A 20,452-nucleotide genomic window follows, 5' to 3' on the forward strand; every position below is an offset into this window, starting at 1 on the left:
GGACTTCGATCGCCCGCGAAGCCGGACGCACCCGGCCTGATCTCCGGACCGTGTCCTACGGGTTCGGTCGCCGGCCCGCTCATGGGGCGGGGCCGGCGTGGGGATTGAGCGCGTCCCGGGCAGGGGAAGCCACCGGTATGGCCAGGCGACGGAGGACCCCGGTCTCCGGCGGAAACCGAGTCCGCCTTCGCCGGCGACGGATGCCGGCACGTGGCGCCGACGGGGCGGTCGGCCGTTGGACGACGACGGCTACCGCCGCGTTCACCCTCCTGGCGCTCGTAGCCGGCGTGGTAGGGCAGTTCCTGGGCATCTGGAAGGACGTGCTGGAGCAGTTCGGTGGTGACTCGAAGCCATCCCGATCCCCTGCTTCCGCATCGCCGCCCGCAGTGCCGGGCCCGCCAACGGGTTCCTCGTCCCCCTGCGGCCGGTCGGGCGGGGATGTCACGCTGCGCCTGAAGGGAAAGCCGAGCCGTTCGGCGGCGACCGTGGTCGCCACGGTGTCCTGCGTCCTCGCACCCGACGACCATCTCGTCTGGGTGGTACGGAAAGTCACCGGCACCGCCGCCGCCCGCTACGTGCGTTACACGCTGCGCAACGACCTGAGCGGCGGACCGGGCACGTACACGTACGACGCCGTTCTCCGTACGACGCCACCAGGATCCGAGCGGACCGTGTCCGTCCTGCTGATGAACAGCGATACGTACCAGGCGGCGAAGAAGACGACAGACCCCGAGACGGGCTACGTACTCCTGCCGTCGCCCCCTCCCGTCGTGTCGAACTCCGTGCTCATCACGACGCCGGAGTGAACGCAGAGGCAGACGAGACGTCCACCCGCATGCTGAACGTGGGGGCGTGTACACGAGCCGGGCCCGACCTGCGCACACGCCACCGCCTGCACACCGCCGCGTCCGACCGTGGCCGGTCCGGGGGCGCACCAGGAGTGCGTGTCAGGGTGTCTTGACAGATGTCGGCGTGTCAGGGCAACCTGACACGCATGGGAGCTGAGGACACACCGGCCTCGCTGGCCGGACAAGTCACCGCGAAGGACCCCGCTGTCGGACTGCAGGCCGTCGTCGCACTGCGCCGTCTCCTGGAAGAGCTGGAGCGGATGCACGTCGACAACGCACGCGACCAGGGCTGGTCGTGGCAGAGCATCGCCTCGTCGCTGGACGTCAGCAGGCAGTCGGTGCACGAGAAGCATGCGAGCAGGCGCAAGGCCACAGGAAAGAAGGAGGAGTAGAGGTGTTCGAGTTCTTCACCGACCGCGCCAGGCAGGCCGTGGTGCGGTCCCAGGACGAGGCGATCGCCCTCGGACATGACTTCATCGGTACGGAGCACATCCTGCTCGGACTGATCGGCACCGGCGGAAGCACCGCCGGCGACGTCCTGCGGGAGCAGGGAGTCGAACTCACGCGGGCCAGGGAGGAGGCCGTACGGATCCTGGAAGCCGCCGGAGTCGTCGCGACCGGTGGACAGCACGCGAAGGACGCCCTGTCGTCCATCGGCATCGACGTCGAGGAGATCCAGCGCCGCGCCGACGACACCTTCGGTCCCGGCGCCTTCCAGTACCCGAGGCCCGCCTACACGCCTCACGCCAAGAAGGCCCTCGAGCACACCCTGCACGAGGCACGCGCGCTGGGCCACGAGAAGTTCGGTACCGAGCACATCCTGCTCGGCCTTCTCGCAGCGGGAGAGGGACGGGGCCTGGAGGTGCTGGCAGCCCTGGCGGTGGACCCCGCCGGCCTGCGCCGGGCGGTACTCACCAAGGTCGCCGGGGAGGCTCCGTAACCACGGCCCCGGGCGGCGTCACCCGGGGCGCTCCCCGCCCCTTCAGCAGCGCGTCGTGCCCCCGGCCGGTCCGGCGGCAGGGCTCGTGTCCCGGGTGACGGCGAGCAGTGCGGCATCGTCCTGGAGCTCACCCCCGGTGTGCCGGTAGACGGCGGCGAGTACCGCGTCGAGTGCGGCGCCCGGGCCGGACGGAAGGTCCTGGGACAGCGTCGGGACGGGGTCGAAGAAGACGCCGCGGGAGTTCCGGGCCTCGATGACACCATCGGTGAAGAGCACCAGGGTGGCGCCCGGGGGAAGGTCGAACCGGTCGACCCGGACCGCCTCGCCGCCGAACACGTCCAGACCCAGCGGCAGCGACGGCTCGTCCGGGTCGAGCTGGGTCGCCCTGCCACCCTCGACCAGAAGCGGCGCGGGGTGACCCCGGTTCGCGACGCGCAGTACGGAGTAGTCGGGAGCCACCTCGGCGATGACGGCCGTGGCGAAGGACTCCGCGTCCTCCCCGCTCAGGTGCCCGATGTCCTCCTGCATCCGTCCTTCCATCTGTCGGACCACACCCTGCAGGTCCGGCATGTGGTCACTGCCCTCGCGGAACGCTCCGAGAAGGAGGTTGACGGTCCGGACCGCCCGGAGACCTTTGCCGCGTACGTCGGCGATGAGCATCCGGATGCCGTACGGCGTCTCGTGCACCGCGAAGAGATCGCCTCCGATGGAGGCCTCCTCGTGGGCGACCTCGTACCGGGCGGCGACCGCGAGCTGCCCCACCCGCGGTGGCGGGTCCGGCAGCACCGCGCGCTGGACCGCGGCGGCCACCTCGCGGCTCGTCCGCAGCTGCCTCCGGTCCCGTGCCAGCCGCACGTTGAGCACCGACGCGATGCCGGTGAGAAGGGCCAAGGTCGTCAGCAGGACGGGATCGGTGCTGAGGTTCAGACTCCTCTCGACCACCACGAGGGCGAGCCCCGCGAGGATCGCCGCCATGCCGGTGGCGATCGTGCCCCGGAGGGAGAGAACGGGTGCGGCCACTCCCGGGGCGGCCGCGAGCAGCGGGAACGCGCTGGCGCTCCCCAGTGTGCTGACGTCGACCACACACCCGGCGGCGATCAGCGCGGCAGGCAGCCACCGGACCCACCGCTTGGCCGCCGGGTCACCTCGACCGTCTCCCATGCCTGCCCCTGCACATCCGAGGGCACGTGCCGTCAGCGCGCCAGGACCCAGTTTCGGGCATGTCCCCGGTGACGGCGACCGGAGAGACCACGCCGGGTGGACGCGGAGACGTCTGACACGCCCGCTCGGGTACCAGGACAGTGTGCCGCTCCTCGGGCGGCGGGCCGGGACCAGCCTCCGGGCAGTCCCCGCTCCCTTCGAGCGGTCGCGCCGCCGGCAAGACGGGCGCGAGGGGCAGTGGCCGGAAGTCGTCTGTTCCGCCGAGGGGCGACTTGTGTCCGCGTGACGGGGAGCGGGCGGGTGTACGACGTCGGGCATTCCGGCGGTGTGCGGGGGACGGCACAAGCCTCGCGTCCCCCGTCCGCACTGCGTCGCGAGGCTCCCTCTCGATACGGTCGGCCAGCCCCCGGGTGACCGCTACCGCGTCACTTCACGCTGCCGGCCGTGAGGCCCGCACGCCAGTAGCGCTGCAGCAGAAGGAACGCCACGACCAGCGGCAGCAGCGCCAGCAGGGAGCCGACCACCATCAACGGGTAGTAGTCCGGGTTGATCGGCGCGGTGGAGTTCCAGCTGTACAGGCCGAGGCTGAGGGGGTACAGCGACGCGTCGTTGAGCATCACGAGGGGCAGGAAGAAGTTGTTCCAGATCGCCGTCAGCTGGAACAGGAAGATGGTCACGTATCCGGGGGCGAGCATCCGTATGCCTACGAAGAAGAAGCTGCGCAGCTCGTTCGCGCCGTCGACCCGGGCAGCCTCCAGGACCTCGTCGGGTACGTAGGAGGCGGAGAACATCCGTGCCAGGTACACGCCGAAGGGGTTGAACAGGACCGGTACCAGGACCGACCACACCGTGTTCGCGAGCCCCAGGTCGGAGGAGAGCAGGTACAGCGGCAGGGCGAGCACCGTGGCCGGCACCATCACCGAGATCAGGATGAGAGCGAACAGAGGGCGTTTGCCGACGAAGTCGAACTTGTCGAAGACGTAGCCGGCGGCGGTGCTGACCAGGGCGCCGACCGCGGCGCCGCCCACCGCGTAGAGCAGGCTGTTGCCGTACCAGGTCAGGTAAGCGCCGTCGTCCTGGGTGAGGAGAGCGCGGATGTTGTCGACGAGTGCCAGGTGCGACAGGTCGAAGAAGTCGGACGCGAACAGCGCCTCCGCGTCCACTGCGGAGGCCGTCAACAGCCACAGCAGGGGCAGCAACGCATACAGCACGCTCGCACCGACCAGGATGTTCGCGACGATACGGCCGTACGGCCGGGTGGAGGAAGCGGTGGTGGTACTCACGATCGGGCCTTCCTGGGGTCGGGAACGCGCTGGGTACTGCGGGTCGTTCCGCGCGTCACCACGTAGGACAGGGCGCAGCACACGACCAGGAGGAGGACCGAGGCGGCGGACGCCAGGCCGTAGTTGTTGCGGGTGAAGGCCGCGTCGAAGATGTACATGTTGGGCGTGTAGCGCGGGCCGACCAGCGGGGTGGCCCGACTCAGCAACATCGGCTCGGTGAAGAGCTGGAGCGTGGCGATCGTGGTGAAGACGGCCACGGTGGACAGTGTGCTGCGGATCAGCGGCACTTTGATCATCAGGGCCGTGCGCACCGGGCCCGCGCCGTCGACCTCGGCGGCCTCGACGAGTTCGCGGGGAATGGCCCGTAGCGCGGCGAAGAAGATGACGGCGGTGTAGCCGAGCCCGCTCCACAGCGCGATATTCACCAGGGACGGGATCAGCATGCTCAGGCCCAGGAAGTTGACGGTGAGGTCGGCCTTGCTCAGCAGATCGAGGACGGGCGAGATTCCGGGCGTGTAGAGGTAGAGCCAGATGACGGTGGCGATGATGCCGGGCACGGCGTGCGGCACGAACAGCACGGTCTGGCTCAGCTGACGGGCTCGCACCAGTCCCGAGTCGAACAGCAGGGCCAGGGCGAGTGCGCCGGCCAGGACCAGCGGGATGAACACCAGTGCGTACAGGAGGGTGGTGCCGACGCCACGTACGAAGCTGGGATCGGCCAGCACGGCCGCGTAGTTGCGCAGCCCCACGAAGGTGGTGTGCGCGTTACCGAAGCCGAGGCCGGTGTGGGTCTCGGAGAAGAAGCTCAGTCTCACCGCGTACAGGACCGGGATCAGGAACACGGCGAACAGCAGCAGGGTGAAGGGCCCGAGGAGCACCCCGACTGCCTGGCGCCGCGGACTGTGTGAGCGCGCCGCGGTGGTGTGCGGAGCGCTCGGTGCGCCCGTGGTCCGGGGCTTGCCGGGAGCGGTGGTGGTACTCACTTCTGCCTCGCCTTCAGGCCCAGGCTGCGCATGTCGGGCAGGGTCTCGGCCTGCGCGGTGCGCAGCGCCTCGGTGATCTTCGTGCCGTACGAGAGCCTGGCCAGGCCGTTGTGCAGGGAGGTGGCGGTGGCCTGCATCCGTGGCCCCCAGGTCCAGCCTGTGCGCAGCAGGCGGGCCTGGCCGGTCACCAGGCCGTACAGGTCCTGGCCGTCGTAGAAGTCGGTCTTGAACTGATGTGAAGCCGCTTCGACCTGGGTGACCGCAGCGGGGAAGAGGCTCGACCGGCCGCTGGAGAGCCGGGCGGTGATCGCCTCGGGTGTCGTCGACATCCACTCCAGGAAGCGCATGGCGCGCTCCTTGCGCGGGCTGCCGGCGGTGATGGCGTGCAGGGAGACGCCGTCGGTGCCCAGGACCGGCTTTCCCGTGTCCCACTGAGGCAGCGGTGCCACGCGCCAGCGACCGGAGGTGCCGGGCACCGAGGAAGCCAAAGCCGCGAGACCCCACGGCCCCACGATGTGGGCCGCGACCCGGCCGCGGGCCAGCGCGGACATCCACTCCTGGCTGCTGCCGGGGGCCACGAGGAGCAGATCCTCGTCGATCAGCTTCTGCCAGTAGTCAGCGACCCGGCGGGTGGGCTCGTCGAGGAAGTCGACCACCCAGCTGTCGCCTTCGACGGCGAACCAGCGTCCGCCGCTCTGCATGGCGTGGCCGGCCAGCACGTTGTAGGCATTGGGATGGAAGGTGGTCAGATGGATGCCGGAGCGACGCCTGAGTCTGCGCGCCGCGTCGTGGAACTCCCCCCAGGTGGTCGGTACATCGATGCGGTGGGCGTCGAGTATGTCGGTGCGGTAGGCCAGCAGCATGGGGCCCAGGTCCAGCGGGATGCCGTACACCCGGCCGTCGAGCGTGCCGTTGGTCCATGCCTGCGGGCCGAGTTGTGTGCGCAGCCGCGGGGGGACCAGGTCGGTGACGTCGGCGCACACGCCGTCGATGGCGAAGGACGGCAGGTCGGCGTCGACGACGGTGACGATGTCCGGGGCGTTCCCGGCACGGGCAGCGTTGGAGATCTTGGCGTTGCCGCCCGCGAGGCCCGACGTCATGGGGGAGTAGTCGACCGGGTCGTCGGGGTGGGTGGCGTTCCACCGGGCGACCAGGGTGTCGGTGCCGCGCAGGGCCGACCAGAAGGTGACGGGACCGTCGGGGTCGCTCTGAGCACCCGACGTACTGCTGCAGGCCGTCGCGCCGACGCCGGCCAGCGCGGTCCAGAGCCCGGCGGCCAGAACGCCGCGCCTGCTCGGTGAGCGGCCGGGACGCGGGCCGAACGCAGCGCCGTCTGCGGGACTTCCGAGAGCCGCCCCGGTCATGGCAGCCGCCTTGGGATCGGGAAGACCGGAAAGGGAAACAGGGAGGACATGGGCGCACCTCTTCGGGGACGTTCAGGAATGGGCGGGACGGCCGGACGGGGTGGGGCCGGCGGGAGAGGGCGGGGTGTCCGCGAGTGGGTCGAGAGCGTCGAGCACGTGGTGGAACGCGGTCAGTGCATGGTCGAGACGGGCGGCCCGGGGGTACCAGGCACGCTCCCACTCCAGGCTGATCCAGCCCTGGTAGCCGAGCCTGTGCAACTGCTCGGTGACGGCGGCCAACGGGAGGACGCCGTGGCCCGGCAGGATCGGGCGAAGGTCGGTGGGGGTGGCGACATCCTTGAACTGGACGTGCCGGATCCAGGGACCGAGCACGGCGGCGGTGTGATCCGGGGTCTCCCCCGCGCGCCAGGGATTGACCGCGTCCCAGACCGCGCCCACAGCAGGGGAGGCGACGGCCTCGAGGACATCGGTGACCTGTGCGCCGGTGAGGAACTCGTCGTGGGTCTCCAGTAGGACGTCCACGCCCAGCCGCGCAGCCAGCGGGGCGGCCTGGGACAGACGGCGGACCGCTCGCTCGCGCCGTCCCTCCGGCCGGTCGGCTCCGCCGCCGAAGACCCGCACGCAGGGAGCGCCGAGCCTGGCGGCCAGACGCAGGTGCCCGGCCAGGTCCTCCACCACGTCCGCGCCGTCGGCGGCGACCTGGACGTACGACGCCAGGCAGACGATGTCCAGGCCCGCCGAGGCCAGGTGTGCGGCGACCCTGTCGGCTTCGGCGTCCGGCATGCCAGGGTAGGCCAGTTGGCCGTCTGCACAGCGCAGTTCGACACCGTCGCAGGGGCCGGTCCGGGCAAGTCGTACCACCTCGTCGAGGCCTGCTCCAGGGCAGCCGAGTGTGCTGAAGGCACGCCGGTTCACGCCGGAACTCCTTCGAGGGGCAGGGCGACCCGGGCGCCCTCCGCCGCCGAGCGGTACACGGCGAGCGCGGCAGCCACCACCGACCGGCCGTAGGCGGCGTCCACATACCGTGCGCCCGCCTCGCCGCGGGCAGCGGCGACGAAGCCGTCCAACTGGGCTCGCAGCGCCTGCTCCTGCCGGCCGGGGTCGGCGTCGAGCAACCGTACGGAGCTGCCGCCGCGCAGCAGGAACAACCCTTCGGTGGCGGAGACGCGCAGCGTCGCCCGGTCCATGACCACCTCGGTCTCGTCGAAGTACGGGGCGCCGCGGCTGGTCAGGGCGAGGCTTGCGCCGGTGCCGTCGGCCAGCTCCACCAGGGCGAGGGCGTCGGTCTCCACCTCGACGCCGTCCCTGCCCCGGACCACACCGCTGACCTGCCGCACCGGGGAGCCGGTGAGCCATTGGATGCGGTCCAGGCCGTGGGTGCCGACGTTGAGGACGATGCCGCCTCCGGCCAGCTCACGGTCGAAGAACCAGGAGGGCCGCGAGCCGGGCTCGTAGTGCGCCGAGCGCCGGTGCGTCACCAGCACGGGCCGGCCGTGATCCCCGGAGGCGACGAGACGCCGCGCCTCCTGGACCAGCGGGTCGAAGTGCACGACATGAGCGACGGCGAGCAGGGTGCCGGCCCGGTCACAGGCGTCGATCATCCGGGTGCAGTCCTCGACGGTCGTCGCCATCGGCTTCTCCACCAGGACGTGCAGCCCGGCAGCTGCGGCATCGGTGACCATCGGCGTGTGCAGGGAGTGCGGTGCCGCGACGATGACCGCGTCGAGCTCGGCTGCCGCGAACATGTCCCGGTGTGCGGAGAAGACGGGCACACCGGAAGGCGCCAGGTCGCGGGCTGCGGAGGGGAGCGTGTCGCAGATCGCGGCTATCCGGTAGCCCGTGGCGTCCGCCGCCGCCCGGACATGGGCGGCGCCGACGCTCCCTGCGCCGATCACCCCGATGCGGAACCGGCCGGTGATCGGGTTGCTGCTCATGCATGTCTCCTGTCGAAAAGGTGGAAAAAGACCGAACGAAGGGCCGGCCCGGATGGCGAGTGGACGGTGTCGGCAGGGGAAGTCACACCGACGCTGCGGGCCGCACGGCACCGCAGGAGGCGCGGACCACGAGCCGGGGCTGGATCTCCGCGCGGTGGCAGAGGGCGTCGTGGCCCGCCTCCAACCGGCGCAGCAGGAGCTGGGCCGCCAGCGCGCCCACCTCGGCCTTGGGGGGCGAGACCGCGGTGAGTGGTACGTCGCCGACCTCCGCCACCTCGTCGTCGTAGGCGACGACCGCGAGGTCGTCCGGCACCGTCAGCCCCTGGCGCCGGGCCTCGACCACCAGAGCCGCGGCGTCCCGGTCGCCGTGGCAGAAGACGGCCGTGACACCTGCGGCGGCGCAGGAACGCACGTACGCGGCGATCTCCGCCGCCGCCCACCCCTCCTGCCGGGCCACCGAGCCGTCGACGACGTCGAGCCCGAGCAGCGCCGCAGCCTCGTCGAAGCCCTGGGCGACGCGCGCCGACGTGCCGGTACGCCTCCTGCCCAGATGCCCCACCCGCTGGTGGCCCAGGCCGTGAAGGTGACGCAGGGCGAGACAGACGCCGCCGCTGTGGTCGGTGCCCACGTACGACGTGGGGTCGTCAGGCTCCGGCGCCGGGGGCCTGCGCTCCACCAGGACGTAGGGCAGCGGGAGTTCCCGCAGGCCGTCCACGTATCCCTGGGGGTCGCTCATCAGGTGCAGGTTCGGTACGAGCAGCAGACCTTGCACACCACTGTCCAGCATGGCCCGCAACTCGTCCCGCTCGACGCCGAGGTCGTACTTGGACGAGGCCAGGACGACACCTGCCCCCGCCTCCCGCAGCACCCGCTGAACCCCGTCCACCACCCGCGGGTAGTAGTACGTCGTGGACGGCACGAGCACACCGATGAGCCGGCGGCCCTCCGGTGCCCCCGCAGACTCGGGGGGAGCGGAGGCCTCGGGTGTGACGAAGGTGCCGGAGCCCTGACGCCGCTGGACGATGCCCTCGGCGACCAGTTCCCCCACCGCGCGGCGAACGGTATTGACGCTCACCGCCAGCGTCTCGGCCAGTTCCCGCTCGACCGGAAGCTGGGCACCGGGGGCCCACAGGCCGTTCTCGATGTCGACACGCAGACGGTTTGCGAGGTGCAGGTATTTGGGGCGTTGAAGGAATGAATCCTTCTCTCTTGCCGACTTCATTCCAGGAGATTGCGTCAAACACGCTCTTGCGTCAACAGGTTCACAGTGCTTTTGTGGCCACGCGGCAATAAATTGGAGAATTCATTCCTCTCGCAGGAATGAATTCTGGGCGGGAGAGATGATGTGCGAATTGCTGACGGGGATAGCGGACCTTCAGGAGGAACTCGGCCGGCCGGGACCCGGACTGGTGGCCGATGCCCGTTCCTGGCCCGGTGACGTACTGGTCCTGGGGGCGGGCGGGAAGACCGGCTCGGGGATCGCGGCCATGGCCCGCCGCGCGCTCGACGGCGCGGGCCACACGGACTCCCGGGTCCTCGCGGTGTCCCGGTGGACCGACCCGGCCCCGCGCGAACAACTCGCGGAGCACGGCGTCGAGACGGTCACCGCCGACCTGTCCGACCCGGGCGCCCTGGCGGCGCTGCCCGACGCCGGCGCGGTGATCCACCTGGCCGGCGCCAAGTTCGGCACCGCCGCCGCACCCGAGCAGGCGTGGATGACCAACACGGTGCTGCCGGACCACGTCGCCCGGCGCTGGCCCGGAGCCCGGATCGTCGCCCTGTCCACGGGCAACGTGTACGGGATGACCGCCCCGGTCACCGGCGGCTCCCTGGAGAGCGACGCGCCCCGGCCGGAGGGCGACTACGCCCTCACCTGCCTCGGCCGCGAGCGGGTCTTCACCCACGCCGCCCACACCCGGAACACCCCCGTCGCCCTGATCCGCCTCAACTACGCCGTCGAGCCTCGCTACGGCGTGCTGGCCGACCTCGCCCGCACCCTGCTCGCAGGGCAGCCCGTCGCTCTGGACACCGGCGCGGTCAACGTCGTCTGGCAGCGCTACGCCAACGAGGTCGTCCTGCGCAGCATCGGACACGCCCGCGGCGGCACGCCCTTCACCCTGAACCTCACCGGACCGGAGACCGCCGGCGTCCGCACGCTCGCCCTGCGGCTCGCCGAACGCCTCGACGTGAAGGCCGTGTTCACGGGGGAGGCACCCGCCACCAGCCTGCTCAGCGACGCCACCGCATGCCACGCCCTGTTCGGATACCCGGACCGCACCCTCGGGCAGCTCATCGACCTGCAAGCGGCCTGGCTCCGAGCAGGCAACGCACTATGGGACAAGCCGACCAAGTTCGAGCGCAGGGACGGACGCTTCTGATGCCGCCCACCCTCCCCCTGGCCACCGCCGAACTCCTGCACCGCGGCTCCGTCATCCCCGCCCATCCCCTGGCCCTGCACGCCGACCGGACTCTGGACGAGCGACGCCAGCGCGCCCTGACCCGCTACTACGTGGCAGCCGGCGCGGGGGGCGTGGCCGTCGGCGTCCACACCACCCAATTCGCCGTCCGCGACCACGGACTGCTGCGCGCCGTGCTCGAACTCGCCGCGCAGGAGGCCGGCCAAGCCGTCGGCGACCGGCCCTTCCTGCGCATCGCAGGCGTCTGCGGGCCCGTGCGACAGGCTGTCCAAGAGACCCACACCGCCCGCGAACTGGGCTACGACGCTGTCCTCGTCTCACCCGCCGGGCTGCCCGAGGCGGACCTGGACGCCCTCCTGGACCGTAGCGCCGCCATCGGTGAGGTACTGCCCGTGATCGGCTTCTACCTCCAGGAGGCCGTCGGCGGCCGGTATCTGCCCCGCACCTACTGGCGACGGCTGGCCGACCAGGAGTCGACCGTCGCGGTCAAGGCCGCTCCCTTCGACCGCTACCGCACCCTCGAACTCGTCCAGGGCATCGCCGCCTCCGACCGTGGCGACGACGTGGCCCTGTACACCGGCAACGACGACACCATCGTCGCCGACCTGCTCACCCCCTACCACGTCTCCGGCCCGGCGGGCCCGGTCGTACGCCACTTCACCGGCGGGCTCCTCGGCCACTGGGCGGTGTGGACCCGCTCCGCGGTGCGGCTGCTCGACGACATCCACGCCGCCCGCGCCGGCGACCAGGCTGCCCGACGGCGCGCCCTGGCCCGGCTGGCCGGGGACACCGACGCCAACGCGGCCGTCTACGACGTGCGTGGCGGCTTCGCCGGCTGCATCGCGGGAGTTCACGAGGTGCTCCGCCGCCAGGACCTGTTCACCGGCGTCTGGTGCCTGGACCCCGCGGAAGGTCTCTCGCCCGGCCAGGCCGAGGAGATCGCCCGCGTACACACCGCTTACCCCTGGCTCCGAGAGGAGGACGTGTTCGTCGCCGAGGGGCTGCCCCGCTGGCTGTCTTGAGGTCCGCCCCCGAGGTGTGTCCCCACCACCCCATCCGTCCCCGTCGCCGGGACGTACACCGTGAAGAGGAAGGACGAACGATGAAGACGAAGAACCTGCTCCTGGTCGGTGCCGCGACCAGCGTGCTCGCCACCCTCACCCTGACCCCTCAGGCCATGGCCGGGCGCATGGAAGAGACGCGCGCCGCCGCCCTGCAGCCGAACGGCTTCGAGCGGCCGACCGCGGGCAACCCGTACACCATCTCCGACTGGGCCGCGGACGGCTGGCCCCATGCCGACGGCGGCGCATCCGAAGGCTGGAACACCCGTACGCGCGTGGACAGCAGCACCCCCGCACACAGCGGGAGCAAGTCGCTGCGCGTCTTCTATCCCAAGGGCCAGATCGACCCCCAGAACTCAGGCGCCCTCGCACCCTTCAGCATCCCCAAGGCCCGTGAGTACTACCTGTCGTTCTGGGTGAAGTTCAGTAGCGACTTCAGCTGGGGCACCACCCTGTTCGCGGGCAAGGTCGGTATCGGACTCGCAGGCGGAAAAGCCTGCTCCGGAGGGCAACCGTGCACCGGAACCAACGGCTTCACCTCGCGCCCGATCTGGAGCAAGAGCGACGGCAAGGCAGCTGTGTACTACTACAGCATGGAACACGAGGGCGAGTACGGAGACGACATAGTCCTGCAGAAGGACGGCGCCGATATCCGTTGGCCCAAGGGCAAGTGGGTCAACGTCGTCCAGCGCCTGAAGGTCAACACCGTCACCGGCGGGCAAGCGAATGCCGACGGTGAGATCGAGATCTTCTACAACGGCGAGTCCGCCGCCAAGAAGACCGGTCTGAGCTTCGTCAGCAACGGCGACCAGATCGACAAGGCGTACTTCTCCAGTTTCGCCGGCGGCGGCACGGCCGAGTTCGCCCCGGCCAATGACGGTTACGTCTGGTACGACGACATCAAGGTGTCCACCAACCGCGCGGACATCTGCGAGCTGAGCACCTGTCGCTGAACGACCGTACCTGCCGTGCCGGGAGGCCCCCGCGGCCTCCCGGCACGGCAGCTCACCCGCCCCGGAGAACCTCCTTGCCCACCACGCCCTTCCCCGTACCCCGCTCGCTCACCACCTTCCCGGGCGGCGCTCCCGCCGGCACTCCGGTGACCACGACCCTCGACCCCGCACTACCTCCCCAGGGCTACCGCCTGCGCACCGGCCCGGAAGGCGTGAGCGTCCACCACCGGGACCCGGCCGGGCTGCGCTACGCCCTCCAGACCCTCGACCAACTGCGCGCGGCACCCGACTTCCCCGAAACCGGCTACGACATCTCGGACCACCCCGACTTCGAGCGCCGCGGCTTCCTGCTCGACATCAGCCGGGACCGAGTGCCCACCCGCCGCACCCTGGCACGCTGGGTCGACATCCTCTCCCTGGCCCGCTTCAACCAGTTCGAGCTGTACACCGAGCACACCTACGCCTTCCCCGACCACCGGCAGGTCTGGCAGGACGCGTCCCCGCTCACCGCCGGCGACCTGCGGTGGCTCGACGCACGCTGCGCCGCGGCCGGAATCGACCTGGTGGTGAACCAGAACACCTTCGGGCACATGGAGCGCTTCCTCGCCCACCCGGCCTACGCGCACCGCGCCGAGAACCCCGACGGCTTCGAGCGCGGTGGAGCCCATCACCCGCCGAGCACCCTCGCCCCCACCGCCGCCAACGCGGACTTCGCCGGAAGCCTGCTCACGGAGACCACCGCGCACGTCCGCGCCCGGCGGCTCAACATCGGCGCCGACGAGCCGTTCGAGCTGGGGACCGGCCGGTCCCGGGACCGGGCGCGCCGCGACGGTCTGGGCACGGTCTACTTCGACTACGTCACCTCCGTGCTACGGCCTTGGCTGGACGCCGGGTACACCGTGCAGTTCTGGGCCGACGTCTTCGCAGGCCACCCCGAGCTGCTGGACCGGGTGCCACCCGGCGCGATACCCGTGCTCTGGCAGTACGACGCTCCACGGCACATCGCGGAGGTCATGGACATCGGCAGCACGGAGGCCGGTGCCTGGCAGCTACGCGGCGCCGACCTCCATCGCCTACGCGACGGCTTCGCCTCCCACGGCAAGCTCCTCGGTGACGCCAGGATCCCTTACTGGGTGGCGCCCGGGGCCGGCAACTGGAACAGCGTCGTCGGCCGCCTCGACAACGCCGTGGAGAACATGGTGGACGCCGCCGAGGCGGGCCTGGCCCACGGGGCCTCGGGCTACCTGCTCACCGCCTGGGGCGACAACGGCATGTGGGACCCGCCGTCCGTCACCTTCGGCCCCGCCGTGTTCGGCGGCGCGGCGAGCTGGTGCCTGGACACCAACCGGGAACTCGACGTCGGTGCCGTACTCGACGACCATGTGCTGCTGGACGCGGCCGGGCTCGCCGGGAGTGTCCTGGTGCGCCTGGGCAGCGTGTACCGGCTGTTCGGGGTCCCACTCCTCAACGGGTCCCCCGTCGCGCGCACGCTGTTCCCCGACACCTCGCTACCACTGCCGGACCTGCCGACGCCGGCCGCCCTGGACGCCGCCGCCGACGCCCTCGCCGAGAGCCGCCGCGACCTGTCCGTCACCGATCTGGCCGCAGCCGACGGCGACGTCGTCGTGCGTGAACTCCTGCACTCGATCGACCTCGCGGAGTTCGCCGTGGACGTCCTGCGCGCACGCACAGCAGTCACAGCCGGAGCCGACGCGATCCCCGCCGACACGGCCCGTCGGCTGCTGCGGCGCCTGCAACCGCTGCTCGCCGAGCAGCAGGCCTGCTGGCTGCTGCGTTCGCGCCCCGGTGGCCTCGACGACAGCCTGACCCGAATCGACCCACTGCGTCACCAACTGCAGCGGGCGGCCGACCGATGACGCGTACCCCGACGACGCCGGACGTCGAGGAGTGGCTGGGCATCCTCGGCCTCCAGAACGCCACGGGCGACATCCCCGGCCCCGAGCCCATGGCGCCCGACGAGGCCCTCCGCCGTATGCGACTCCTCGCCGTCCCCGCCGAGGACAGGGGGCCCGTCCTGGCGACACTGCCGGACCCGGTGCGTGCCCCTGACCGGTGGCAGGCACTGCGCCGCTGCCACCGGACCCTGTTCTCCCGGTCCGCGCCACCGCCGCAGGAGACAGTCTGGCCCGACGCGCCCGCTGCTCTCATGGAGGCAGGACGCTACTTCTACCTGCACCTGTACCTGCTGGCACTTCCGGCAGCCCTCGAACGACAGAGACGCCTCGGCATCCCCGACGACATCGTCGCCGCCACCTTCGCCGACGTCGGCGCCAAGATGACCACATACCGCCTCGCCCACCGCACCGGCGGCTTCGACCGGCAGCGGTGGGCGATGCGGCACTTCCGCGGCACGCTGCACCGAATCGGACGCCTGCAGTTCGAGCGCACCACGTTGGACTCAGCAGCGCTCGGCGGCTCGCCCGGGACGGACGGGCCCGCGGACGGCGAGCGGGTCCTGGCCGTGCACATCCCCGAAGAGGGGCCGCTGACGCCGGCCGGGTGCGACGCATCGCACCGGGCAGCGCGGCACCTCTACGCACAGCATTTCCCCGACGAGGCCTTCCGGTTCGCCACCTGCAGTTCCTGGCTCCTGGACGACCAACTCGCCGCGTACCTGCCTTCGACTTCGAACATCCTCCGCTTCCAACAGCGCTTCACCCGCTTCGGGAGCCGACCCGTCGGCGACGCCGACATCCTGCAGTTCGTCTTCCACCTCCGCCCCGGCACGACCGACCTCGCCCGGCTGCCGCAGCGGACAGCGCTGCAACGCGCCGTGGTTGACCACCTACAGGCGGGGCGCCACTGGCATCTCGCCCACGGCTGGACCGCCCTGCCCGCACCGCCGGAGAACGCCGAACGTCCCCGTACGTCGGCGGTGAACAGCGCGCACCCGGTGAAGGATCACTTCTCTCGAAGGCCGCCCGGGTAGGACCCGGCGCAGCGGGACCCGTCGGCGGCCCCTGCGAGGGCGGCGGGTGGCGAGTGCGGTGACCCGCACCACCAACAGCGTGGTCTCCGGCTCCTGCGGAGACACACTCAGGCAGTGGACCGTGTCCACGCGGACCCTGTGCCCGTCGTCCCTCATCGGCGCGGACGCCAGCCGGAAGGGGCGCAGTTCACCGTGCAGGTATCGGTGATCCTTCCCCAAAGCTTCACCCAACCTCCCTATAGTTGAACTGCGTTGATCGTATGGCCGCAACGCCCGAAGCCGTCCTCCTGGAGCCCGTACGATGCAGACCCCCTCCTTATCCGCCGGGTCCGCCCCCGCCCCCGGCGGTGGCTGCCCGGCACGCCTCGCGACCGGCCCCGTGCCCCTCGGCGGGCCGGAGTTCCACACCGCGCCGCAGGCCCTGTACCGCACCATGCGTCACACCTACGGGCCCGTGGTGCCGGTCGAGCTCCCCGGGGGCTTCCCCGCCTGGCTCGTCGTCGGCTACCGGGAACTCCACCAGGTCACCAGCGACGGCGAGTTGTTCCCGAGGGACGTCGGGCTGTGGAACCAGTGGGCGAACATCCCGGAGGACTGGCCGCTGCTGCCCATGGTGGGACGGCCCATGCCGTCCATCTACTTCACCGCGGGCGCCGAGCACCGGCGGCACTCCCGCATGGTGGTGCCCGCCCTCGAAGGAGCGGATCCGTTCGAGATCCGGAGCCACTGCGAGCAGCTCGCCGACCGGCTGGTCGACGACATGTGCAACCGGGGTACGGCCGATCTCGTCGCGGACTTCGCGGAGCCGCTGCCCGTCCTCGTCCTCGCCCGCCTCGTGGGTTTCCCCGACGAGGAAGGCGCCGACATCGCCCGGGTCCTGAAGGACCTGGCAGACGGCGGGCCGGGGGCGCAGGAGGCGTACGGACGGTTCGGGGAGCACATGCGGCGGCTGGTGGCCGCCAAGCGGGCCGTACCGGGGGACGACGTCACCTCGCGCATGCTCGCCGATCCGGAACCCTTCACGGACGAGGAGTACGCACTCGACCTGATGGCCGTCACGGCCGCAGGGCACCTCACCACCGCCGACTGGATCAGCAACTCCCTGCGGCTCATGCTCACCGAGGACGAGTTCGCCGACTCCCTCTCCGGTGGCCGGCGCAGCGTCGGTGACGCCATGAACGAAGTGCTCTGGGAGGAGAGTCCCACGCAGATCCTCGCCGGCCGCTGGGCGGCCCGCGACACCCGGCTCGGCGGGCGCAGCGTCCGGGCCGGGGACATGCTTCTGCTGGGACTGGGGGCGGCCAACACCGACCCGCTGGTACGTCAGGACATGGGGGGCGGCCGCCGCGCGAGCAACGGCGCCCACCTCGCGTTCAGCCACGGCGAGTACCGCTGCCCCTTCCCGGCCCAGGAGATCGCCGAGACGATCGCCCGCACCGGTATCGAGGTTCTGCTCGACCGGCTGCCGGACCTCGAACTCGCGGTACCGGAAGCCGAGTTGGTACGCCGGCCATCCGCTTTTCTCCGCGGGATGAACGCGCTGCCCGTCCGGTTCGCCGCCGTACGAACGACAGGAGACCTGCTGTGACCTGCCCGCATACCGCCCCCGTGGTCATCGACCCCATGGTCCGGGACCTGGACGGTGAGACCGAACGGCTGCGCCGGGCCGAGCCGCTCACCCGCATCGATCTCCTCGGAGTTCCCGCCTGGGCCGTCACCCGGCACGCCGAGGCCAGGCACCTCCTCGTCGACAGCCGGCTGGTGAAGGATCTCGACGCCTGGGAACTCTGGCGGAGCGGTGAGGTGACCCACGACTGGCCGCTGATCGGCATGATCGACGCCGGACGCTCCATGTTCACCGTCGACGGGGACGAGCACCGGCGGCTGCGTACCAAGACCTCCCAGGCGCTCACCCCACGCCGGCTGGAGGCGATCCGCCCGGACATCGAGAAGTTCACCGAGGAACTGCTGGACGCGCTCGCCGAGCAGGGCGCGGACGGCGTCGTCGACCTCAAGGCCGTCTTCGCCCAGCCGCTGCCCATGCGCGTGGTGGGCCTGCTGATGGGCGTGGACCGGGCCCTGCACCCCATGCTGACCCGCAAGTACAAGGCGTTCTTCTCCATGCTCACCCCGCAGGAGGAACGGCTGGCACTGCTCGCGGAGCTGGACGTCTTCTACACCGAACTCGTACGGGAGAAGACGGCGCGCCCCACGGACGACCTCACGAGCGCCCTGATCCTTGCCGAGGAGGGCGGGGAGCCGCTGACCGAGGAGGAGGTCGTCGGCAACCTCAAGGCCATGGTGGCCGCCGGGCACGAGACCACGATCGGGCTCGTCCTCAACGCCGTCCGCGCGCTGCTGACCCACCCCGACCAGCTGAGGAAGGTGCTGGACGGGGAGGTGCCGTGGGAGTCGGTGATCGAGGAGACGTTGCGCTGGGACACCCCCACCACCCACCTGCTGATGCGTTTCGCGACCGAGGACGTGCGGGTCGGCGACCAGGTGATCTCCGAGGGGGAGGGGGTCGTGATCTCCTACCGGGCCATCGGCAGGGACACCACCCAGCACGGGGAGGACGCCGGCGTCTTCGACGTCACCCGGCCGGCGCCCATCCGGCACATGACCTTCGGCCACGGCCCCCACATCTGCCCGGGCGCCGCCCTGTCACGGGTGGAGGCGGGCATCGCGCTGCCCGCGCTGTTCGGCCGCTTCCCCGGACTGAAGCTCGCGATACCCGACGAGGAGATCCGCAAGCTGCCGGTGATGACGCAGAACGACATGGAGGCGTTCCCGGTGCTCCTGCACGGCTGAGGCGGTCGTGCGGGGCGCGTCGCACAGGTGTCGGTCCCTCGCTGACGCCTCCGGAGCCGCCGTCGCGCTGCCGCGGGGCCATGAGCTCCGGAGGGGGACGGAGGTGCAGGTCAACCGGCCCTGGGGGTTCGCGGTGGACGCCGTCGTCCCCCGTGGCCCGACAGCGCGTCCGGTCGCCCGCCACCCGGCGGCGGTTCTTCGCGTAGGCAACCGATGGGGTGTCCGGTCCTGCCGGGCGGGTGACGACAGCCGTGGCACCTCGCCGTCCGGACCGGCATGAGCGGCTTCCCGGGGAGGACGACCGCTTCGCCGGGTACCGCACCACCGGTCCCGGGCGGGCAACGGCCGGCGCCGGCTCCCGGCATCCGCGACGGCAGCTCAGGAGGCCGCCGACCGGCTCGGTGACTGGACACCCCCGACGTCCTGAGACACGGTGGGGGAGCGACCGGAGCGCCGTGCGGCAGTGGGGCCGCACAGGGTCGAAGCGCTTCGACTGGCGCCTCCCCGGCACTCTGGACAGTACCAGGGAGCGAGTCTAGTGTTCACGGTGTCTGTGCATGTCAGAGGTGAGCGGCAGCGGCACGAGGTGCTGTTGAAGCGCTTCACCAACTCTCCTCTTCGCCCCTCTCATCCGTAAGGAAGAGCTGAATGGTCACGCTTGCCGAGGTCGCCCAGCACGCCGGAGTCTCCGCGAGCACGGTGAGCTACGTCCTCAGCGGGAAGCGGTCGATCTCCGCCACCACCCGGGAGCGGGTGGAACACAGCATCCAGCAGCTCGGCTACCACCCCAACGCGGGTGCGCGGGCCCTCGCCAGCAGCCGGTCCAACATCATCGCTCTGATGGTGCCCCTGCGCACGGACATGTACGTACCGGTGATGATGGAGATCGCCATCGCCGTCGCCACGACCGCCCGCACGCACGGGTACGACGTGCTGCTCCTCACCGGTGAAGAGGGCCCCGCGGCCGTGCGACGGATCGCCGGGAGTTCCCTCGCCGACGCGATGATCCTCATGGACGTCGAACTGCACGACGAGCGGCTGCCGTTGCTGCGTGAGTCGGGGCACACGGCGGTCCTGATCGGACTGCCCGCCGACCGGACCGGACTGACCTGCGTGGACCTCGACTTCGAGGCGACCGGCGCGCTCTGCGTCGACCATCTCGCGGGGCTCGGGCACCGCGACATCGCGGTGATCGGCGAAGCCGCCGCCGTCTACGAACGGCACACCGGTTTCGCCGAACGGACCGTGGACGGCATCCGCGCCAAGGCGCAGGAGGCGAACGTCCGGGTCCTGCACCGGCCGTGCGAGGGCGGGTACGCGGCGATGGCCGGCACCCTGGCCCGGATCTTCGACGAACGGCCGGGCACCACCGGGTTCGTCGTGCAGAACGAGGCGGCGGTCGAGCCGCTGCTCAACCTGCTGCAGCAGCAGGGGCGAGCGGTTCCGGAGGACGTGTCCGTGGTGGCCGTCTGTCCCGAACAGGTGGCCACCCAGGCCTCGGTGCGGCTCACCTCGGTGGCCATTCCCGCCCAGGAGATGGGCCGCCGTGCGGTGGAGCAGGTGGTGGCGAAGCTCGCGGGCCGCGGTTCGGACGAAGTGGAGCTGCTGGAGCCGGTGTTGACCGTCCGGGCGAGCACGGGCCCGGCCCCGTCCTGAAGTCCGCAGGGAGTCTCCACCCGATGGGGTGAAAGCTCCGCAGGGTGCCTCACGGGGACCGGGGGCCCAGCGGCGGTATGGAGGCCCGTGG

The 20,452-nt window shown here is 71.1% G+C and carries 18 protein-coding genes and 1 pseudogene; 12 read left to right on the plus strand and 7 right to left on the minus strand.

The genetic code is table 11. The features are described 5' to 3' along the window. The first annotated feature begins 485 nt into the window (after nucleotides 1-485). The 4 genes and pseudogenes from BA175_RS03525 to BA175_RS32280 all read left to right on the plus strand — a co-directional run bounded on the left by BA175_RS03525 (nucleotide 486) and on the right by BA175_RS32280 (nucleotide 1,788). Nucleotides 486-806 (plus strand): hypothetical protein, encoded by a 321-nt coding sequence (locus BA175_RS03525; RefSeq protein WP_069169710.1) that lies wholly within the window; start codon nucleotides 486-488, stop codon nucleotides 804-806. 188 nt (nucleotides 807-994) lie between these two features. Beyond that, nucleotides 995-1,240 (plus strand): hypothetical protein, encoded by a 246-nt coding sequence (locus tag BA175_RS03530; protein ID WP_079159413.1) that lies wholly within the window; start codon nucleotides 995-997, stop codon nucleotides 1,238-1,240. 2 nt (nucleotides 1,241-1,242) lie between these two features. After that, a pseudogene (locus BA175_RS31545) lies at nucleotides 1,243-1,383 on the plus strand (Clp protease N-terminal domain-containing protein); the annotation flags it as partial. A 57-nt stretch (nucleotides 1,384-1,440) separates the two neighbouring features. Beyond that, the gene (locus BA175_RS32280; RefSeq protein WP_438947316.1) at nucleotides 1,441-1,788 is read left to right on the plus strand and encodes a Clp protease N-terminal domain-containing protein; all 348 of its coding nucleotides are present in this window, start codon (nucleotides 1,441-1,443) and stop codon (nucleotides 1,786-1,788) included. A 42-nt stretch (nucleotides 1,789-1,830) separates the two neighbouring features. On the opposite strand, the gene BA175_RS03540 is transcribed toward BA175_RS32280, so the two are convergent. The 7 genes from BA175_RS03540 to BA175_RS03570 form a co-directional block, all read right to left on the minus strand. Next, the gene (locus tag BA175_RS03540) at nucleotides 1,831-2,949 is read right to left on the minus strand and encodes a PP2C family protein-serine/threonine phosphatase (protein WP_069169713.1); all 1,119 of its coding nucleotides are present in this window, start codon (nucleotides 2,947-2,949) and stop codon (nucleotides 1,831-1,833) included. A 425-nt stretch (nucleotides 2,950-3,374) separates the two neighbouring features. After that, nucleotides 3,375-4,232: a carbohydrate ABC transporter permease gene (locus tag BA175_RS03545; protein ID WP_069169714.1), complete on the minus strand. Its 858-nt coding sequence runs from the start codon at nucleotides 4,230-4,232 to the stop codon at nucleotides 3,375-3,377. After that, complete coding sequence (locus BA175_RS03550) at nucleotides 4,229-5,215, minus strand: carbohydrate ABC transporter permease (RefSeq protein ID WP_069169715.1); 987 nt, start codon at nucleotides 5,213-5,215, stop codon at nucleotides 4,229-4,231. Before BA175_RS03550 ends, BA175_RS03545 begins: the two co-directional genes overlap by 4 nt. Continuing rightward, nucleotides 5,212-6,579 carry an ABC transporter substrate-binding protein gene (locus BA175_RS03555; RefSeq protein ID WP_069169716.1) on the minus strand — a complete coding sequence of 456 codons (1,368 nt, stop codon included), beginning with the start codon at nucleotides 6,577-6,579 and terminating at the stop codon, nucleotides 5,212-5,214. Before BA175_RS03555 ends, BA175_RS03550 begins: the two co-directional genes overlap by 4 nt. Nucleotides 6,580-6,651: 72 nt before the next feature. Beyond that, on the minus strand, nucleotides 6,652-7,494 hold the full coding sequence (locus tag BA175_RS03560; RefSeq protein ID WP_079159354.1) for a sugar phosphate isomerase/epimerase family protein: 843 nt from the start codon (nucleotides 7,492-7,494) through the stop codon (nucleotides 6,652-6,654). Then, complete coding sequence (locus BA175_RS03565) at nucleotides 7,491-8,513, minus strand: Gfo/Idh/MocA family protein (RefSeq protein ID WP_069169717.1); 1,023 nt, start codon at nucleotides 8,511-8,513, stop codon at nucleotides 7,491-7,493. The genes BA175_RS03560 and BA175_RS03565 overlap by 4 nt, the downstream gene beginning before the upstream one ends. Nucleotides 8,514-8,595: 82 nt before the next feature. Next, the gene (locus BA175_RS03570; RefSeq protein ID WP_069169718.1) at nucleotides 8,596-9,735 is read right to left on the minus strand and encodes a GntR family transcriptional regulator; all 1,140 of its coding nucleotides are present in this window, start codon (nucleotides 9,733-9,735) and stop codon (nucleotides 8,596-8,598) included. A 130-nt stretch (nucleotides 9,736-9,865) separates the two neighbouring features. Here BA175_RS03570 and BA175_RS03575 point away from each other — a divergent pair, with 130 nt between their 5' ends. The 8 genes from BA175_RS03575 to BA175_RS03610 all read left to right on the plus strand — a co-directional run bounded on the left by BA175_RS03575 (nucleotide 9,866) and on the right by BA175_RS03610 (nucleotide 20,361). Further along, nucleotides 9,866-10,891 (plus strand): NAD-dependent epimerase/dehydratase family protein, encoded by a 1,026-nt coding sequence (locus BA175_RS03575; RefSeq protein WP_438947308.1) that lies wholly within the window; start codon nucleotides 9,866-9,868, stop codon nucleotides 10,889-10,891. Then, complete coding sequence (locus BA175_RS03580) at nucleotides 10,891-11,952, plus strand: dihydrodipicolinate synthase family protein (protein ID WP_069169719.1); 1,062 nt, start codon at nucleotides 10,891-10,893, stop codon at nucleotides 11,950-11,952. Before BA175_RS03575 ends, BA175_RS03580 begins: the two co-directional genes overlap by 1 nt. A gap of 80 nt (nucleotides 11,953-12,032) precedes the next feature. After that, nucleotides 12,033-12,944: a polysaccharide lyase gene (locus BA175_RS03585; protein WP_069169720.1), complete on the plus strand. Its 912-nt coding sequence runs from the start codon at nucleotides 12,033-12,035 to the stop codon at nucleotides 12,942-12,944. 74 nt (nucleotides 12,945-13,018) lie between these two features. Then, nucleotides 13,019-14,821: a glycoside hydrolase family 20 zincin-like fold domain-containing protein gene (locus BA175_RS03590; protein WP_069169721.1), complete on the plus strand. Its 1,803-nt coding sequence runs from the start codon at nucleotides 13,019-13,021 to the stop codon at nucleotides 14,819-14,821. After that, complete coding sequence (locus tag BA175_RS03595; protein WP_175420733.1) at nucleotides 14,818-15,894, plus strand: acyltransferase domain-containing protein; 1,077 nt, start codon at nucleotides 14,818-14,820, stop codon at nucleotides 15,892-15,894. The genes BA175_RS03590 and BA175_RS03595 overlap by 4 nt, the downstream gene beginning before the upstream one ends. Nucleotides 15,895-16,195: 301 nt before the next feature. Continuing rightward, nucleotides 16,196-17,482, plus strand: coding sequence for a cytochrome P450 (locus BA175_RS03600; RefSeq protein ID WP_069169722.1), 1,287 nt, complete (start codon nucleotides 16,196-16,198; stop codon nucleotides 17,480-17,482). Continuing rightward, nucleotides 17,479-18,705, plus strand: coding sequence for a cytochrome P450 (locus BA175_RS03605; protein ID WP_069169723.1), 1,227 nt, complete (start codon nucleotides 17,479-17,481; stop codon nucleotides 18,703-18,705). The genes BA175_RS03600 and BA175_RS03605 overlap by 4 nt, the downstream gene beginning before the upstream one ends. A 648-nt stretch (nucleotides 18,706-19,353) precedes the next feature. Beyond that, nucleotides 19,354-20,361, plus strand: a complete 1,008-nt coding sequence (locus tag BA175_RS03610; RefSeq protein WP_069169724.1) for a LacI family DNA-binding transcriptional regulator — start codon at nucleotides 19,354-19,356, stop codon at nucleotides 20,359-20,361. The last annotated feature ends 91 nt before the right edge of the window (nucleotides 20,362-20,452 follow it).

It is taken from the genome of Streptomyces griseus (genome assembly GCF_001715295.1).
Lineage (GTDB): Bacteria > Actinomycetota > Actinomycetes > Streptomycetales > Streptomycetaceae > Streptomyces > Streptomyces griseus_G.

Coding starts and splice junctions, on each gene's coding strand:
- BA175_RS03610 (WP_069169724.1), top strand. CDS start 19,354: ATGGTCACGCTTGCCGAGGTCGCCCAGCACGCCGGAGTCTCCGCGAGC.
- BA175_RS03570 (WP_069169718.1), bottom strand. CDS start 9,735: ATGAAGTCGGCAAGAGAGAAGGATTCATTCCTTCAACGCCCCAAATAC.
- BA175_RS03600 (WP_069169722.1), top strand. CDS start 16,196: ATGCAGACCCCCTCCTTATCCGCCGGGTCCGCCCCCGCCCCCGGCGGT.
- BA175_RS03555 (WP_069169716.1), bottom strand. CDS start 6,579: ATGACCGGGGCGGCTCTCGGAAGTCCCGCAGACGGCGCTGCGTTCGGC.
- BA175_RS03530 (WP_079159413.1), top strand. CDS start 995: ATGGGAGCTGAGGACACACCGGCCTCGCTGGCCGGACAAGTCACCGCG.
- BA175_RS03540 (WP_069169713.1), bottom strand. CDS start 2,949: ATGGGAGACGGTCGAGGTGACCCGGCGGCCAAGCGGTGGGTCCGGTGG.
- BA175_RS03585 (WP_069169720.1), top strand. CDS start 12,033: ATGAAGACGAAGAACCTGCTCCTGGTCGGTGCCGCGACCAGCGTGCTC.
- BA175_RS03565 (WP_069169717.1), bottom strand. CDS start 8,513: ATGAGCAGCAACCCGATCACCGGCCGGTTCCGCATCGGGGTGATCGGC.
- BA175_RS03580 (WP_069169719.1), top strand. CDS start 10,891: ATGCCGCCCACCCTCCCCCTGGCCACCGCCGAACTCCTGCACCGCGGC.
- BA175_RS03595 (WP_175420733.1), top strand. CDS start 14,818: ATGACGCGTACCCCGACGACGCCGGACGTCGAGGAGTGGCTGGGCATC.